At 64.1% G+C, this 16,361-nt stretch carries 15 protein-coding genes; 13 read left to right on the top strand and 2 right to left on the bottom strand.

Going from position 1 to position 16,361, the window contains the following annotated elements; genetic code table 11:
- Positions 1 to 19 precede the first annotated feature (19 nt).
- Positions 20 to 2,377: an NAD-dependent DNA ligase LigA gene (ligA, locus tag AAFN46_RS05735; RefSeq protein ID WP_347807731.1), complete on the top strand. Its 2,358-nt coding sequence runs from the start codon at positions 20 to 22 to the stop codon at positions 2,375 to 2,377.
- Here the strand turns inward: ligA and AAFN46_RS05730 are convergent.
- On the bottom strand, positions 2,328 to 4,415 hold the full coding sequence (locus AAFN46_RS05730) for a sulfatase-like hydrolase/transferase (RefSeq protein WP_347807730.1): 2,088 nt from the start codon (positions 4,413 to 4,415) through the stop codon (positions 2,328 to 2,330). The two genes, ligA and AAFN46_RS05730, sit on opposite strands and share 50 nt — an antisense overlap.
- A gap of 71 nt (positions 4,416 to 4,486) precedes the next feature.
- Positions 4,487 to 5,359: a response regulator transcription factor gene (locus AAFN46_RS05725; protein ID WP_347807729.1), complete on the bottom strand. Its 873-nt coding sequence runs from the start codon at positions 5,357 to 5,359 to the stop codon at positions 4,487 to 4,489.
- A gap of 394 nt (positions 5,360 to 5,753) precedes the next feature.
- On the opposite strand from AAFN46_RS05725, the gene AAFN46_RS05720 reads away from it, so the two are divergent.
- The 12 genes from AAFN46_RS05720 to AAFN46_RS05665 are packed head-to-tail and all read left to right on the top strand — an operon-like array spanning position 5,754 to position 16,354.
- Positions 5,754 to 5,960, top strand: coding sequence for a Flp family type IVb pilin (locus tag AAFN46_RS05720; RefSeq protein WP_347807728.1), 207 nt, complete (start codon positions 5,754 to 5,756; stop codon positions 5,958 to 5,960).
- Between the two features lie 30 nt (positions 5,961 to 5,990).
- Positions 5,991 to 6,488, top strand: coding sequence for a prepilin peptidase (locus tag AAFN46_RS05715; protein WP_347807727.1), 498 nt, complete (start codon positions 5,991 to 5,993; stop codon positions 6,486 to 6,488).
- Between the two features lie 15 nt (positions 6,489 to 6,503).
- On the top strand, positions 6,504 to 7,823 hold the full coding sequence (locus AAFN46_RS05710; RefSeq protein ID WP_347807726.1) for an AAA family ATPase: 1,320 nt from the start codon (positions 6,504 to 6,506) through the stop codon (positions 7,821 to 7,823).
- Positions 7,824 to 7,835: 12 nt separating this feature from the next.
- Complete coding sequence (gene cpaB, locus AAFN46_RS05705; RefSeq protein ID WP_347807725.1) at positions 7,836 to 8,633, top strand: Flp pilus assembly protein CpaB; 798 nt, start codon at positions 7,836 to 7,838, stop codon at positions 8,631 to 8,633.
- A gap of 34 nt (positions 8,634 to 8,667) precedes the next feature.
- Complete coding sequence (locus tag AAFN46_RS05700) at positions 8,668 to 10,134, top strand: type II and III secretion system protein family protein (RefSeq protein WP_347807724.1); 1,467 nt, start codon at positions 8,668 to 8,670, stop codon at positions 10,132 to 10,134.
- 13 nt (positions 10,135 to 10,147) lie between these two features.
- On the top strand, positions 10,148 to 10,417 hold the full coding sequence (locus AAFN46_RS05695) for a hypothetical protein (RefSeq protein ID WP_347807723.1): 270 nt from the start codon (positions 10,148 to 10,150) through the stop codon (positions 10,415 to 10,417).
- Between the two features lie 12 nt (positions 10,418 to 10,429).
- Positions 10,430 to 11,767, top strand: a complete 1,338-nt coding sequence (locus tag AAFN46_RS05690) for a Tad domain-containing protein (RefSeq protein ID WP_347807722.1) — start codon at positions 10,430 to 10,432, stop codon at positions 11,765 to 11,767.
- Positions 11,768 to 11,776: 9 nt separating this feature from the next.
- Entirely contained in the window at positions 11,777 to 12,244 is a 468-nt protein-coding gene (locus AAFN46_RS05685) for a TadE/TadG family type IV pilus assembly protein (protein WP_347807721.1), read from the top strand.
- A complete protein-coding gene (locus tag AAFN46_RS05680; protein WP_347807720.1) occupies positions 12,244 to 12,744 on the top strand; it encodes a TadE/TadG family type IV pilus assembly protein in 501 nt (166 codons plus the stop codon). The genes AAFN46_RS05685 and AAFN46_RS05680 overlap by 1 nt, the downstream gene beginning before the upstream one ends.
- Entirely contained in the window at positions 12,738 to 13,937 is a 1,200-nt protein-coding gene (locus AAFN46_RS05675; RefSeq protein WP_347807719.1) for an AAA family ATPase, read from the top strand. Before AAFN46_RS05680 ends, AAFN46_RS05675 begins: the two co-directional genes overlap by 7 nt.
- A gap of 3 nt (positions 13,938 to 13,940) precedes the next feature.
- A complete protein-coding gene (locus AAFN46_RS05670; protein ID WP_347807718.1) occupies positions 13,941 to 15,371 on the top strand; it encodes a CpaF family protein in 1,431 nt (476 codons plus the stop codon).
- Positions 15,368 to 16,354 (top strand): type II secretion system F family protein, encoded by a 987-nt coding sequence (locus tag AAFN46_RS05665; protein ID WP_347807717.1) that lies wholly within the window; start codon positions 15,368 to 15,370, stop codon positions 16,352 to 16,354. Before AAFN46_RS05670 ends, AAFN46_RS05665 begins: the two co-directional genes overlap by 4 nt.
- The last annotated feature ends 7 nt before the right edge of the window (positions 16,355 to 16,361 follow it).

Below are 16,361 nucleotides of genomic sequence, written 5' to 3'. Positions count from 1 at the left end.
TTTCCAGGACACAAGCACCATGACCGACGCCGCCCAACGTATTGCCGAGCTCCGCGCCGAGCTGGATGAACACAACTACCGCTACTACGTGCTGGATGAGCCGAGCGTGCCCGATGCCGAGTACGACCGCCTGTTCCGCGAGCTGCAGGCCCTGGAGGCCGCACACCCGGAGCTGGTGACGGCGGAGTCGCCGACCCAGCGCGTCGGCGGCGAGGCTTTGAGCGCCTTCGGGGAGGTGCGCCACGAGGTGCCCATGCTCAGCCTCGGCAACGGGTTCGAGGAGGAGGATCTGCGCGCCTTCGACCGCAGCGTGCAGAGCGGCCTCGGCCTCTCGGGTGGGGACTTGTTCGGTGGCGGTGCCGAAGTGGAATACAGCTGCGAGCCCAAGCTCGACGGCCTGGCGGTCAGCCTGCTGTACCGCGATGGCCAACTGGTGCGCGGCGCCACCCGCGGCGATGGCAGCACCGGCGAGGACATCAGCGCCAACGTGCGCACCATCCGCAACGTGCCGCTCAAGCTCAAGGGCGAGGGCTGGCCGGCGCTGCTCGAAGTGCGCGGCGAGGTATACATGCCCAAGGCCGGTTTCGACGAGCTCAACGTGCGTCAGGCCGAGAGCGGCGGCAAGACCTTCGCCAACCCGCGCAACGCCGCCGCTGGCAGCCTGCGTCAACTCGACCCGAAGATCACCGCCAGCCGCCCGCTGGAGTTCTGCTGCTACGGCGTCGGCCAGGTTAGCGGCGAGCTACCGGCCACCCAGGTTGGCCTGCTCGAACAGCTCAAGGCCTGGGGCGTGCCGATCAGCCGCGAACTGAAGCTGGCCCGGGGCGTCGAGCAGTGTCTGGCCTACTACCGCGATATCGGCGAGCGGCGCATGGCCCTGGCCTACGACATCGACGGCGTGGTGTTCAAGGTCAACAACATCGAGGACCAGCAGCAGCTGGGCTTCCGTGCGCGCACCCCGCACTGGGCGCTGGCGCACAAGTTCCCCGCCCAGGAGGAACTCACCGAGCTGCTGGACGTGGAGTTCCAGGTCGGCCGCACCGGCGCCGTCACCCCGGTGGCGCGCCTGAAGCCGGTCAAGGTGGCCGGCGTCACGGTGTCCAACGCCACCTTGCACAACATGGACGAGGTGGCGCGCCTCGGCCTGATGATCGGCGATACCGTGATCATCCGCCGCGCCGGCGACGTGATCCCCCAGGTGATGCAGGTGGTGGCCGAGCGCCGCCCCGCCGACGCCCGCCCGGTGCATGTGCCCGAGCAGTGCCCGGTGTGCGGCTCCGCCGTGGAGCGCACCCAGTTGGTCAAGCGCAGCAAGGGCAAGGAAACCACCAGCGAGGGCTCGGTCTATCGCTGCGTCGGCCGCCTGGCCTGCGCGGCCCAGCTCAAGCAGGCGATCATCCACTTCGCTTCGCGCCGCGCGCTGGATATCGAGGGCCTGGGCGACAAGATAGTCGAGCAGCTGGTGGACACCGGCCTGGTCGCCTCGCCGGCCGACCTGTTCACCCTGAGCTACGAACAGGTGGTGGCGCTGGAAGGCTTCGCCGACCTGTCCACGCGCAACCTGCTGGCGGCCATCGAGGACAGCGCCCGGCCGACCCTGGCGCGCTTCATCTATGCCCTGGGCATCCCCGACGTGGGCGAGGAGACCGCCAAGCTGCTGGCCCGCGCCCTCGGTTCCCTGGCGCGCATCCGTCGGGCCCTGCCGGAGGTGCTGACCTGGCTGCCGGACGTCGGCCTGGAAGTGGCCCACGAGATCCACAACTTCTTCGGCGACGCGCACAACCTCAAGGTCATCGACGAGCTGCTGGCCCGTGGCGTCGAGCTGCAGGAGGAGGGCGAGCTGAGCCCCGAGTTCTCCGCCTGCGCGACCCTGGCCGGGCTTATCGACAAACTCAATATCCCCTTCATCGCCGCCACCGGCGCCGAGAAGCTGGCGGCCAGGTTCGGCAGCCTCGAAGGGGTGATCGGGGCCGACTGGCTGGACCTGCGCCAGGTCGAGCGCCTCAACGAGAAGGCCGCTCGCTCGCTGCGTGACTTCTTCGATGTGCCGGCCAACGCCGAGCGCGCCGCGCGCATCGAGGCGCAGCTACGCGACTTCGGCATGCACTGGGCTAGCGAGAAGAAGGTGGTCGAGGGCCTGCCGTTGGCCGGCCAGACCTGGGTGCTGACCGGCACCCTGGAGGCGATGAGCCGCGATGTCGGCAAGGAGAAGCTGGAGAGCCTGGGCGCCAAGGTGGCCGGCTCGGTCTCGGCCAAGACCGCCTGCGTGGTGGCGGGGCCGGGGGCCGGCTCCAAGCTGACCAAGGCCAACGAACTCGGCGTGAGGGTCATGGACGAAGCGGAGTTTCTCGCCCTCCTGGCGCAGTACCATGCCTGATGTTCTTCAGGGCCACCTGCTGCCGGCAGATGGGCTCATGGGCGAGGCGGGGATCCTCGGAGAACTGTCGACATAGCTTGAGTGCCCGGGCAACCAACTCTGCCGGTGCCGTACCGGTCACTTCCTGCCAGGTGGAGTTGTGCAGATCGAGCAAGCGAAAGCCAACCCGATCCTCTCCGAAGCTCCCGTAAGTGAGCATGTCGGCTTTGCCGAGATGGGAATATTCCTTGCGCTCGATGAGCGTGGGGATCCACTTCGGTTTCAGCTCGATCTCACCGCTCGAACGAACCCGATAGTAACCAATGCCCTGTTGCAGGGCTTTGTCGGGGTCGGGGCTGTTATTGAGAATGGCTGGAACCGAGAATCCCGATTCGACGAAGAAGTCGCGCTCCCCCAGGGCGGGGCGCAGCAGCGACCGGCCATCAGGCTCGGGTTCTGCTGACAGGTCCAGATAGTCGAGAGCAGTCGGCAGGATATCGATCAGGCCGACGGTATTCGTGATCGGAAGACGCGTGCCGGATAGGGTCGGTCGTCCCTTCTGGTAGGCCTGCATGGCGAGCAGGACTTGGTATTGGGCCGCAAGCGTGGCGTGGGTGCCGTGTCCGTTTATCGACAGCTGCCACCTTTCCTTGCTTTTCCCTGTGCCTATCAGGTCCAGGGCATCGGTCGAGAAGGATTCGCCATGGTCGGAAATGAAGAAGACCAGCGCATTGTCGAGTCGCCCGGAGGACTTCAGTTCTGCCATGGTACGGCCGAACTGCTCATCGGCTTCGCTGACGGCCTTCAGATAGTTCAAGTAGTACTCATCGCTGTAAACGGCTGGAGAGAAATGTTTGAATCGCTCCTCCTCGAGGGCACTTTGCGGAACGATTGCATAGGGCCAGTGCGCCATGCAGAAATGTATGGCGGCAAAAGCGGGGGTGTCGTCGGGGATGTCGTTCAGTGCTGCGGCCATTGCGTCGACAAATACCGCGCCGCGGTATGAGTTGTAGGCGGCCCTATTGTTGTGGATATAGGGGAACAGATGGCGGGCGGCCGGAGTCTGCCTGATGAAGTTGAGTATCGGTGTATCTGAGGCGGTGCCGAGTAAGAAGTCCCCGGCGCCGACATCTGGGCCAACGATCCTGTCGAAGCCGTGACGACTGGAAATGTTGGCGAAGCGCCGCTCGTCCATCGCCAGCAGCGTTTGATAGCCGAGCGTCTTGAGGTATTGGGGCAGTGTCCTGTACTGCGGATTCAGGAAACTGTCCGGAATCAAGTTGAAGCGTGCCCCGTGCCGGCTTGGATAGACGCCGGTCAGTATGCTCATCCAAGCCGGATAGGTATGTGCCAGGGGCGTGATCGCCCTGGGATAGAGAACTGCCTGCCGCAGATACCCCTGGAGGTGGGGCGTGTAGGTATCGCCAACCACATCCGGGCGCAGGGAGTCGAAGCCGATGATGATGATATCGGGATGCTGCCGCTCCGCCGTCTGCCCATCCCGCGATGGCACCTGGTCTTTCCAGGGTAGCCACACGCCCAGAATGCCCACGAGAGCCAGCCCCCAGACGGGCTTGCGCATCAGCCCCCCGCCCAGCAGCAGTACCAGCCATAGGGCCAGGCCTACCCAGAGCAGAATCCAGAATCCGCTTCCGGCCTCTTCGCCGGCAGAGAAAAAGCTTTGCGGGAAGAAACATCTATTGGCGAGCAGGGCCAGTATCACGCCCCACACCAGCAGCAGGCCGTAGCCGCTGCGTTCGCGCGAGAGCCAATGCGGCGAGAGCCAGCGCCAGCAGGCCAGCACCAGCGCCCCGAGCATCAGGTGCGGCAGGGTGAAGGCGACGGCAAACCACAACATGTCAAGGCCGAACTGAGAAAGCAGCAGCCTGCCGTCGAAGATGGACTCGTATACCCAGGTTTGCAGCAATATGCGCAGCTTAGGCGCCGTCGTGAACAGCAGGTAAAGCAGGCTGAACAGCAGCAAGAAGCTCGAACCCGTCAGCCAGAGCTTCCAGGTGGCCAGGGGCCGGTCGTTTGGGCTGTATCGCTCCGCCGACATCGCGATTGCTCCACTATCAGGATTACGCTCTGCCAATCCCGCTCGGCGCGTGCGCTTCTGCTTTTCGGGGCTCAGCAGGTTCTCCGCGCTTCGCTGCCGCCTGCCGCGTCTTCATCGTCCATGAAAGGAGGGGCTTCCATCGGTTGGCTTTCGCAGCGGTATTCACTGGGGGTGCAGCCCAGGCACTGCTTGAATGCCCGGGCAAAATAGGATGGATCCTTGAAGCCCGTTTCGTAGCCGATGTTGGCGACGGGCATCTGGCTGTTGGCCAGCAGGTCCTTGGCCAGTTCCATGCGCTTGCCGAGTACATACTCCATGAAGCCCGTGCCCAACACTTCCTTGAACAATCTGGAGAAGCGGAACGGCGTCATGCCGCAGCGCTGAGCCAGGTCCTTCTGATCGATGCCTTCCTGAAAGTGCTGGTCGATATAGTTCACGGCCTTTTGCAGGGCATGGTGCTTCTGGTGCTCCTTGGTCAGGCGAATGCTGTCCGGCAGATTGCTGCTGCGCTCGACGTGAGGCTTTCGCGCATGCACATCCTCCTGCCAGCGCAGCTGACAGAGGCGCTCCAGTGCTCTCAGGAAGCGGTTCTTCTCCACTCCCTCTAGCGGCAGTGTCAGGTATTCCCAGACGCCCGAGCGCATGGCCCAGACCGCCAGTTCCTCGGAGTGTTGCACGGTGAACATGGTGATGGGGATCGAAGGGGCCGTGCGTTTCACTTCCAGAAGCAGGTTCAGCCCCAGGCTGTCGGGCCTGTCGAAGTGCATGCAGATCATGTCGGGCTGCTGCCCCGTCTCGCGCGCCGAGACGCTGGAGTCCTTTGCCAGGCGGCAATCGCAGGTCGTGTGGAACTGCGCGATCAACTCCTCCGTCGAGCGATCGTGAGTCAGGTCCATCCACAGCAGGAATGGTTTGCGTTGAGTTTTGGCCAAGTCCGACTTCATAACCTTAGCTCTGAGATTTTTCTCTCGCCCCACTTGAGCAGTATTGTCAAAGTGCCACTAGTGCAAATATTGAATCGAAATATTAATGACGGTTTTAAATTTATTGCCTGTAACTAATTGATATCTAAAATAAATTTCTCAAAGGAGACTTTCGCTCCTCACCTCTCTTACGGCACCGTCTGTCGCTTGCGAACGTAGTGCAATAACACACGCAAGGCATTTACCGCTTTCGGTAGTGCCTGGAAGCAAATTGCAAAAAACTCCTAGTGAACGACAAAAATCTCCTAACCCATCGAGCCGGCCTTCTCTAGGGTCAAAGTCAGGTCGGGCGTGAGGCGCGACTGCCAGCCAGGTTGGCGTTGATCCTGTAGATCCTGTTGATGAGGTGAGCGAGATGAAATTCGAGAATGTCAAAGCCTCGGTAGTGAGGTTCCTGAAAGACGAAGAAGGCCTGACGATTGTCGAGTACGCAGTGGCCGGTGGCCTGATCACCCTGGCCGTGGTCGCCGCGTTCAATCTGTTGGGAACTGAGGTCAACAACAATATCCGAGAACTCTGCGGCGCCGTCAGGTCTAGTAACGGCACAGTGACCCCCTGCTAGTCGGGCCTTACCACCATGAATGCTTGGCAGATGTCGATGCAGTATTGGCTGGTGGCTCTGCTGATGCTGGCGGCGGCGAGTGATGTCACTTGCCGCCGCATCCCCAATCTATTCGTGCTGATTGGCCTGTCCGCGGGGCTGCTCGGGCAGTACCTGTTGTCCGGCAGCCTAGCGCAGGCCGGTTACGGCGCCCTGGCCGGACTGGGGCTGTTCATACCGTTCTACGCCCTGGGTGGCATGGCCGCTGGCGATGTGAAGCTGATGGCGGTGGTCGGCAGCTTCCTCGGCCCGCTGGGCGCCGCATGGGCCGCGGCGATGACCCTGATCGCGGGCAGCCTGATCGGCATCCTGATCCTGCTCTGGCGTGGCCAGTTCTTCAAGCTGGTGCAGCGCTACTGGGTAATGGCCAGCCTGCGCGCCTACGTGCCCGCCGAGGCTGGCGATGCCTCGCAGCAACGCTTTCCCTTCGCCGTGGCCATCCTGCTGGGCACAGTGACCAGTGTCTTCTGGTTACCGCTTCGGTCGTAAGGAGGGAGGAGAATCATGTACGCCATCAGCGACAGCAACTCCTACCCCAGCGAGCGTGAGGCCGTACAGAAGCTGGCTCCCCAGCCCAAGAGCATCGTCGATACCGGCCTGAACGAGAATTTTCTCGGCGATCTGCTGTGCAAGCACCTGCACGATGCCGGGGTGCTGGATATGCCGCGTCTGGTCGAGCGCCTGGCGCTGACCGGCGCCGTGGTGGATGAGGTGCTGCAGTTCCTGCGCAAGCAGGGGCGGGTCGAGGTGCTGGGGCAGGGCGGCGGCCAGGTACTGCGCTATGGCCTGACCGAACGCGGCCGGGTGGCCGCGCGCGATGCCCTGGAGCGCAGCGGCTACCTGGGCGCCGCGCCTTTCCCGGTGAGCGGCTATCGCTCGCTGATCAAGGTGCAGACCATCCACCATGGCAATGTCACCGCACGCGACATGCGCTCCGCCTTCACCGGCGTGGTGCTTGGCGACGACATGCTGGACCAGCTCGGCGTGGCGATGAATTCCGGGCGGGCCATCATGATCTACGGCCCTGCCGGTACCGGTAAGACCTTTATCAGCAGCAAGCTGATCCGCCTGTTCGCCGAGGCCATCTGGGTACCCCATGCCATCGTCATCAACGACTCGGTGATCGAGGTCTACGACCCCCAGGTGCACCAGATCCTGGAGGATCCCAAAGAGAATCCGCTGATGCTCGACGAGGGCATCGACCGTCGCCTGCTCTGCTGCAGACGCCCCATCGTGATTACCGGCGGCGAGCTGACCATGGAGCAGCTCGACGTTCGCTATGACCCCTACAGCCGCCAGTACCAGGCGCCGCTGCAGCTCAAGGCCAGCAATGGCATGTTCATCATCGACGACATGGGGCGCCAGCGCATGGCACCGGCGCAGTTGCTGAACCGCTGGATAGTGCCGATGGAGGAGAAGCGCGACTTTCTCAGCCTCGGTGGCGGGCGGCACTGCGAGCTGCCGTTCGACCTGATCCTGGTGTTCTCCACCAACCTGAATCCGCTGGAGCTGGCCGACGAGGCCTTCCTCCGGCGCATCGGCTACAAGCTGCATTTCGACTACCTGAAGCCGGATGCCTATGAACGCATCTGGCGGCAGGAGTGTGAGCGTCTCGGCGTCGCCTTCGATCCGGTCCTGCTGCGCTATGTGTTGCAGGGGCTGTATGAGGCGGAGGGCATGCCGCTGGTGCCCTGCCATCCGCGCGATCTGCTCGGCATGGCGCTGGACCGCCAACGCTATCTCGACAGTTCGGGGCCTCTGTCGCCCCGGGAGCTGGAGTGGGCCTGGCGCAACTATTTCGTGCAACTCGATTTTCTCGGCTGAGGAGGTACAGACATGAACGCTCGTACACTCACCCTGGTGGTCCTGTCCCTGGCCTTGGGCCTGGGGGCCGCCTGGATGGCCAACAACTGGTTGAGCCAGCGGCTCAATGCTGGCCCAGACGACAACATGCAAGGAGTGCTGGTGGCCGCCGTGGAGATTCCCTTCGGCACCATGATCGAGGCCCAGCACATCACCCTGGTGCGCATGCCCAAGGGCACGGCGCCGGACGACTCGTTCGACAGCCCGGAGAAGGCCATCGGCAAGATCGCCACCTTCTCCATGCTGCGCGGCGACATCCTGCGCAACGCGCGGCTGGCCGAGCACCTGGGTGGCAGCACCCTGGCCTCGCTGATCGAGACCGACAAACGCGCCATCTCGGTACGGGTCGACGATGTGGTCGGGGTCGCCGGCTTCCTGCTGCCGGGCAACAGGGTCGACGTGTTGGCCACCAAGAAGAGCGGCAACGCCAATGCCCAGGCCGAGACCATCCTCGAGGACCTGCGGGTGTTGGCCGTCGACCAGACCGCCAGCACCGACAAGACCCAGCCCGTGGTGGTACGCGCGGTGACCCTGGAGATGACCCCGGATGAGGCCGAGATACTGGTCAAGGCCATGGCCGAGGGGCGCCTGCAACTGGCGCTGCGCAATCCGCTGGATAACCAGAAACGCCCTCCCGAGCCGCCGGTGGCCGCCCTGCCGGCCCCGGCGGCGGGCCCGGCTCCTCAACCCAAACCAGTGGTGCGGCGCAGTAACGGCGGTGTGGGCGTCACCGTGATTCGCGGCACTTCCGTGGCTAATGTGAGGTTGTAGACGAGGCGCGAAGGGCGCCGTCAAGGAGAGAGACATGCAACGCATTCGAGTGATGAGTTCGGCCCTGCTGTTGAGTCTGGGGTTGCTGTGCCAGGCGCAGGCCGCCGAGAGAACCGCCGTTTCCACCCTGTCGGCGGTCAACGATGGCAGCATTCAGGTGCCCATCTACAAGTCGCGGGTGCTGAGCACCCGGGTACCGGTGAAACGGGTGTCGGTCGGCAATCCGGATATTGCCGACATCCTGATCACCAGCCCCACCCAGCTGTACCTGCTGGGGCGCTCGCTGGGCAGCACCAATGTGTTGCTGTGGGATGGCGGCAACCGCTTGATCGACAGCCTGGACCTGGAGGTGGTGCACGACCTGGGCGGGCTCAAGAGCAAGCTCTATCAGTTGCTGCCGAACGAGAAGATCGAGGTGTTCAGCGCCCAGGGCTCGCTGGTACTGCGCGGCCAGGTCAGCAGTGCGGCGGCCATGGACTCGGCGATGAAGATCGCCAAGAGCTATGCCGCGCAGAGCGTCAGCGTCGCCCAGGGCGAAGGTAAGGAGGCCAAGGCCAAGGCGAGCGACTCGCTGGAGGTGGTCAATCTGCTCACCGTCGGCGGTGGCCAGCAGGTGATGCTCGAGGTCAAGGTGGCCGAGATGCAGCGCAATCTGGTCAAGCGCCTGGGCGTCAACTTCCTGGCCATTGGCGATGCGGGCAACTGGAGCCTCGGTAGCTTCAACGGCGGCAACAGCACGCTCGATGGCGGCCTGATCCGTGACAGCAAGGGTTTCCTGGCGCAGTTCGCCTCCGGCAGCTTCCTCTTCAACACGGTGTTGGAGGCGGCCAAGGACAACGGCTCGGCCAAGGTGCTGGCCGAGCCGACCCTGGTCACCCTGACCGGCCAGCAGGCCGAGTTCATCTCCGGTGGCGAGTTTCCGGTGCCGATCACCGAAGAGGACGGCATCACCATCGTGTTCAAGGAGTTCGGCGTCGGCGTGCGCTTCCTGCCGGTGGTGCTGGATGGCGACCGCATCAACCTCAACCTGAACGTGGAGGTCAGCGAGCTCTCCAACGCCAACGCCCTGGTGCTGGATACCGGCCTCGACACGCCGCTGGGCGATGGCGTCGGCCAGGTCATCCCCTCGCTGACCAAGCGCAGCGCGCAGTCCACGGTGGAGCTGGGCAATGGCCAGACCATCGCCATCGCCGGCCTGATCAACGAGAACACGCGCGACCTGGTCAGCCGCTTTCCCGGCCTGGGCGACATCGCGGTGATCGGCCATCTGTTCCGCAGCCAGGAGTTCATCAAGGGCGAGACCGAACTGGTGATCCTGGTGACCCCGCATATCGCCAAACCGGTGGATGCCAACCTGGTGCGCCTGCCGACCGAGCGTTTCGTCGAGCCGAGCGACAGGGACTTCTATCTGCTCGGCAAGACCAAGGGCGAGGGGCCGGACCGTGCCGTCCCGGTCAGCCTCGGCGTGACCGGCAGCAGCTTCGGCCATGATCTCAAGTGATGGAGGTGGACTCATGAAAGCGCTGATTGCGTTGTTCTCCCTGACCCTGTCGCTGGTCGGCTGCATGACCTACGACGAAGGCCGGGTCGGCCATCTGGGGCAGAGCGTTTACGCCACGAACTACGAACAGATCGCCGACAAGGAGCGTGCCGCCAACCCGGGCAGCGCACCCGCGGCGACCGGCACCGACGGCCCGGTGATCGAGCGCGCGCTGGATGGCTATCGCGGCAAGACCGGCGATGCCAACCAGGTCGGCCAGCCGATCCAGATCAACATCAACTAGAGGAGGCACATCATGAGTCCCCGCAAGCCGCACCGCCGCCAAGCGCTGCCGCTCAGTCAGCGGGGCGCGGCGATAGTGCTGATCGTCATAGCCCTGGCCGCCATCCTGATGATGTCGGCCCTGGCGCTGGATGGCGGGCACATGCTGGTCAACAAGACCCGCTTGCAGAACGCGGTGGATGCGGCGGCACTCAGTGGGGCCAAGACCCTGCAGGAGCAGTTGGGCGCCGCCGATGCCGAGTTCAATGCCCGCCAGGATGCCTTGCAGGCGCTGCTGCTCAATGCCGCGGCCAGTGGCAACGCCGAGTTGGCCGACGCCATCGACAACGCGGTCGGCAATTTCGCGGTGGTCGAGTTTTCCGACAGCATCTATGGGCTGTTTTCCTACCCAGGGCCGGCCAATGCCCGCTACGTGCGAGTCACGGTGCCGGACTTCCCGCTGACCGGCTTCTTCTGGGGTTTCGTACAGGCCATGAGCGACGGCGGCGATATGGACAAGGCGGTGGCCGCCGTGGCGACTGCCGGCCCCAGCCCGACGGCGAATCCGTGTGATATCGCACCGCTCATGGTCTGCGGCGACCCTAATCAATATGACCCGGAGAATGGCGTTTTCTGGGGCTATCGCTTTGGTGAAGTTGTAGTGCTCAAACGCGGGGCGGGCGATACCTCATGCGTCGGCCCTGGGAACTTTCAAGTTATTCGTCTGGATGGGCCCGGTGCGAATATTGTGCGCGCCGCAGCCTGTGGCGGAATAAACCATTGTTCAATGGTTGGCGATACTGTCGAAACACAACCGGGCAATCTTACTGGCCCCTTGGCGCAGGGGCTGAATACTAGGCTCAATATTTATAATGGGCCTGTGGATAGGGCGGAGTGCCTGCCAGATAAGGTCGTCAGTTTTAGCACGCCAAACATGACATATAACGACACGGCATCGCCTCCAAGGGTCGAGTTCCGGGGGCGGCCAGTAATGTCAAATAATGGGAACTTATATACGTCTAGCGAGCAACTTCTCGATTATAACGATTGGTTGGACAGTGTCGCCGGGTGTCCGTCCGGGTGTGTGTCCAATGGTGTTTTTGAAAGGCGAATGCTGAAAGTGGTGGTAGGGCAAAGCAGTGGGCAGGCTAATGGGCAGAGCCCAATTCCCGTGCTTGGCTTCGGCTGCTTCTTCTTGTTGCAGTCCGTAAATCAGCAGGGGAATACGTCGCAGATATATGGGCAGTTTGTCCGGGAGTGTGAGGGTGATGGTGTTCCCGGTCCCAACCCGGTGGACGATGTCGGGCCGCAGATCATCCAGCTGTATAAGACCTATATCAATGGCATCGCCATCCCCAGTGTGGATTCCTAGGAGAGCGCCATGACCCCCAAGCCCGGCAAGCAAACGCAACGCGGTGTAGCAATGGTCGAATTCGCCATCGCCCTGCCATTGCTGTTGCTGTTGCTGCTGGGCGTTGCCGAGTTCGGCCGCATGCTGTTCCACTACAACGGCCTGTTGCAGGCCAGCCGCGATGCCGCCCGCTACGCCGCCGGGCAGGCCTGGAACGCCACATTGGGCAGAATGGACCTGAACGCGAACCTGCAGAGCGAGACCCGCAATGTGGCGGTCTACGGCGTGCCTTCCGCATCGGCCGGTTTCGGCCCCGTGGTGCCGGGTCTGAGCACCGCCCATGTGAGCGTGCAGCAGTCGGTGACCGACAATCGCTATGTGCAGGTCAGCATCGCCTACCCCTTCCAGCCGGTCATCGGCGTGTTGCCCGCCTTCTACGGCGACGATATTCCCCTGAGCGTCACCCTGAACGCCTCTGTCGTGATGAGGGCGCTGTGATGAACAGGCGCATGCGTGGCATCTACGTGGTCGAGTTCGCCATCATCGGCCTGCTGCTGTTCATCCTGCTGTTCGGCGTGATCGAGATGGGACGCCTGTACTTCACGGTCAACACGCTGAGCGAAACGGTGCGGCGTGGCGCGCGGCTGGCGGCGGTATGCGACATCAGCGATCCGGTGATCCTGCGTCGGGCCATCTTCAACGCGGCCAGCGACAGCGGCGGCAGCGACCTGATCGCCAATCTGGAGACCGCCGATCTGAGCCTGATCTATCTGGACGGCAACGGCGCCGTGGTCCCTGCGCCCGGCGATACCACCGGCCCCAACGGCTTCCGCGCCATCCGCTATGTGCAGCTGCGCGTGGACAACTTCGCCTTTGACCTATTGATTCCCGTGCTCGGCACCCAGCTGACCCTGCCCAGTTTCCGCGCGACCCTGCCGCGCGAAAGCCTTGGCCGTCACGCCGAGGAGGGCATCACCCCGGAGATCACGCCATGTTGACAGCATCCGACACCAGCCGGCACGGCCCGCGGCTGCTGATCAGCAGCCGCGACACCCGTGCGCTCCACCGCCTGCAGGAAATCAGCCAGCGCATCCCTGGCCTGCAGGTGAACACTCGCCTGGTCAGCAATGGCCACACCGACCCGCTCTACGGCCTGGACGAGCTGCCGGACTTTCTGCTGCTGTGGGTCAGTCACCTGTGGCGCGAGGAATTGGCCGCGCTGCTTCAGCGCCCGGCCAACGAACGCCCGCCCTTGCTGGTCTGCGGCCCCCTGGACGAGCGCGAAGGCATGCGCATGGCCATGCAGGCGGGGGCACGCGATTTCCTGGCCGACGCCGTGGTCGAGGCGGAGCTGCTCGGTGCCTTGCAGCGCATGCTGCGCGAGAGCCATGTCGGCTCCGTTAGCGGCGGCAAGCTGGTGGCCGTGATGAATGCCAAGGGCGGCTCGGGCGCGACCATGCTGGCCTGCAACCTGGCCCACCAGCTCAGCGCCACCGGTGCCAGCACCCTGCTGCTGGACCTGGACCTGCAGTTCGGCAGCGTGGCCCACAGCCTGGACATAGCGCCAACCCACAGCCACGTGGAGGTGATGCAGCAGGTGGAGGGGCTGGACAGCGTGGCGCTGCGCGGCTTCTGCAGCCACTTCAGCCCGACCCTGCATGTGCTGGGTGGGCGCTCGGGCGATCTGTGCCTGACCCAGGACGTGCGCCTGGAGCAGCTCGAGGCGCTGCTGCAACTCGCCCGCGCCAGCTACGACTGGGTGGTGGTGGACCTGCCACGGCAGATCGACCATCTGACCGGCGTCACCCTGGAACAGGCCGACCACTGCTACATCCTGCTGCAGCAGAGCCTGAGCCATCTGAAGGACGCCAGCCGCCTGCTGCAGATACTGCGCAACGATCTGGGGGTACAGAGCAATCGCTTGCACATAGTGGTCAACCGCTACAGCAAGACGGCCCCCATCACCCTGCAGGACATAGACGACGCGCTGCGTTGCCCCGATCTGCAGAGATTGCCCAACGACTTCGCCGCCGTCAGCGAAAGCCAGAACAGCGGCGTGCCGCTGGAGCTGCACGCGCCACGCGCGCCCATCACTCAGGCCTTGCGCAACTTGAAGCAGGAGCTAGCGGGCAGCCAGCCCGGCGAGCAAGGGCTGTTCAAGCGAACCTTCAGCCGTCTGTTCCGGGGGTGAAGCATGCTCAGCGATTTCCGTAACCGTCTGCGTCAACAACAGCCTGGCAAGGCCAAGGATGGCGCGACTCAGGCCGAGCCGGACAAGCCGGTCGCGATGAGCTGGGAGATTTCCACGCCCGCCGAGGTCTACGAGACCCGCACCCAGCTCAACCCGGTGGAAAGCGAGTGGCGCGAGAAGATCTACCAGTTGCTGCTCAAGGTCATGGACCTGTCGTTGCTGGACACACTGGAGCCCGCCGAGGCGGCGCGGCAGATACGCGACATCTGCCAGCGCCTGTTGGACGAGCACTCGGCGCCGGTGTCGACCGGCAGCCGCCAGCTGATCATCAAGCAGATCGGCGACGAGGTGCTCGGCCTCGGCCCGCTGGAGCCGCTGCTGGCCGACCACAGCGTGTCGGATATCCTGGTCAACGGCCACGCCTCGGTCTACGTCGAGCGTTTCGGCAAGCTGCAGCGCACCGATGTGCGTTTTCGTGACGACCATCATTTGCTCAACATCATCGACCGCATCGTCTCCAGCCTGGGGCGGCGTATCGACGAATCCTCGCCGCTGGTCGACGCGCGCTTGAAGGACGGCTCGCGGGTCAACGCCATCATCCCGCCGCTGGCCATCGACGGGCCGACTCTGTCCATCCGTCGCTTCGCCGTCGACCTGCTCAATGCCGAAAGCCTGATCCAGATGGGCACCATTACTCCGGGCATCGCCCTGATGCTCAAGGCCATAGTGCGCGGGCGCCTGAACGTACTGGTGTCCGGCGGCACCGGCACCGGCAAGACCACCATGCTCAACGTGCTGTCCAGTTTCATTCCGGACAACGAGCGGATCGTCACCATCGAGGATTCCGCCGAGTTGCAGCTGCAGCAACCGCATGTGGTGCGCCTGGAGACCCGGCCGCCAAACATCGAGGGACGCGGCGAGGTGAATCAGCGCGAGCTGGTGCGCAACAGCCTGCGCATGCGCCCCGATCGCATCGTCATCGGCGAGGTACGCGGCGCCGAGGCGCTGGACATGCTGACGGCGATGAACACCGGCCACGACGGCTCGCTCACCACCATCCACGCCAACACGCCGCGCGATGCCCTCGGGCGCATCGAGAACATGGTGTCTATGACCGGCGCGACCTTTCCGATCAAGGCAATGCGCCAGCAGATCGCCTCGGCCATCGACCTGGTGATCCAGTTGGAGCGCCAGGAGGACGGCAAGCGGCGCCTGGTCAGCGTGCAGGAGATCAACGGCATGGAGGGCGAGATTATCACCATGACCGAAATCTTCGCCTTCGAGCGGCGCGGCATCGGCGAGCATGGCGAGGTGCTCGGTGAATACCGGCCCACCGGCATGGTTCCGGCCTTTCGCGATGTGCTGGCCAAGCGCGGCATCGAGCTGCCGCTCAACCTGTTCCGCCCGGACTGGATGGAGGCCCTGCAGTCATGAGCCAGATTCCCAGCGAGATGATCCTGGCCTTCCTCGGCATGGTGTTCGCCGCCGTGTTCCTGCTCAGCCAGGGAGTGGTGGTGCCCGTGTTCGGTGAGGCGGGCCGCATGCGCAAGCGTATCCGCTCGCGCCTGCACCTGCTGGAGGTGGCCAACCACCTGCCGAACATGCAGACGGTGCTGCGCCGCAAATACCTCAAGCGCCTGTCGCCGCTGGAGGCGGCGCTGGAGCAGTTGCCCTGGTGCGAGCATCTGGCGCAGATGATCGAGCAGGCCGGGCACTCCTATCGGGCTTACCGCGTGGTGCTGCTGGCGCTGCTGATGGCTGGCGCCGCGGCGCTTGCCACCTGGGTGGCGCTCAAGCTGTGGTGGGCCGCCCTGGCGCTGGCCCTGCTGGCCGGCTGCGTGCCCTTCGTCAAGATCGCCAGCGACCGCGCCAAGCGCTTCACCCGCTTCGAGGAGGGCCTGCCCGACGCCCTGGACGCAATGTGCCGGGCCCTGCGCGCCGGCCACCCGTTCAGCGAGACCCTGCGCCTGGTGGCCGAGGAGCACAAGGGCCCGGTGGCCCATGAGTTCGGCCTGACCTTCGCCGACATCAACTATGGCAACGACGTGCGCCGAGCCATGCTCGGCCTGCTGGAGCGCATGCCGAGCATGACGGTGATGATGCTGGTGACCAGCATCCTGATTCACCGCGAGAGCGGTGGCAACCTGACCGAGGTGCTGGAGCGCATCGCCAGCCTGATCCGCGGGCGTTTCCGCTTCCAGCGCAAGGTCAAGACGCTGTCGGCCGAGGGGCGCATGTCGGCCTGGGTACTGGTGGCCATTCCCTTCGTGCTGGCCGCCGGCATTGCCGCCACCACACCGGAATACATGCCGTTGCTGGTCAAGGACGAATTCGGCCAGAAGCTGGTGATGACAGCCTTTGGCACCATGCTGCTGGGCATCTTCTGGATTCGCCGAATCATCCGACTCGATGTATAGGAGGGAC

This window comes from Pseudomonas sp. CAU 1711 (assembly GCF_039888625.1).
Taxonomy (GTDB): Bacteria; Pseudomonadota; Gammaproteobacteria; order Pseudomonadales; family Pseudomonadaceae; genus Aquipseudomonas.
This window is presented reverse-complemented; position numbering and strand designations above follow the sequence as displayed.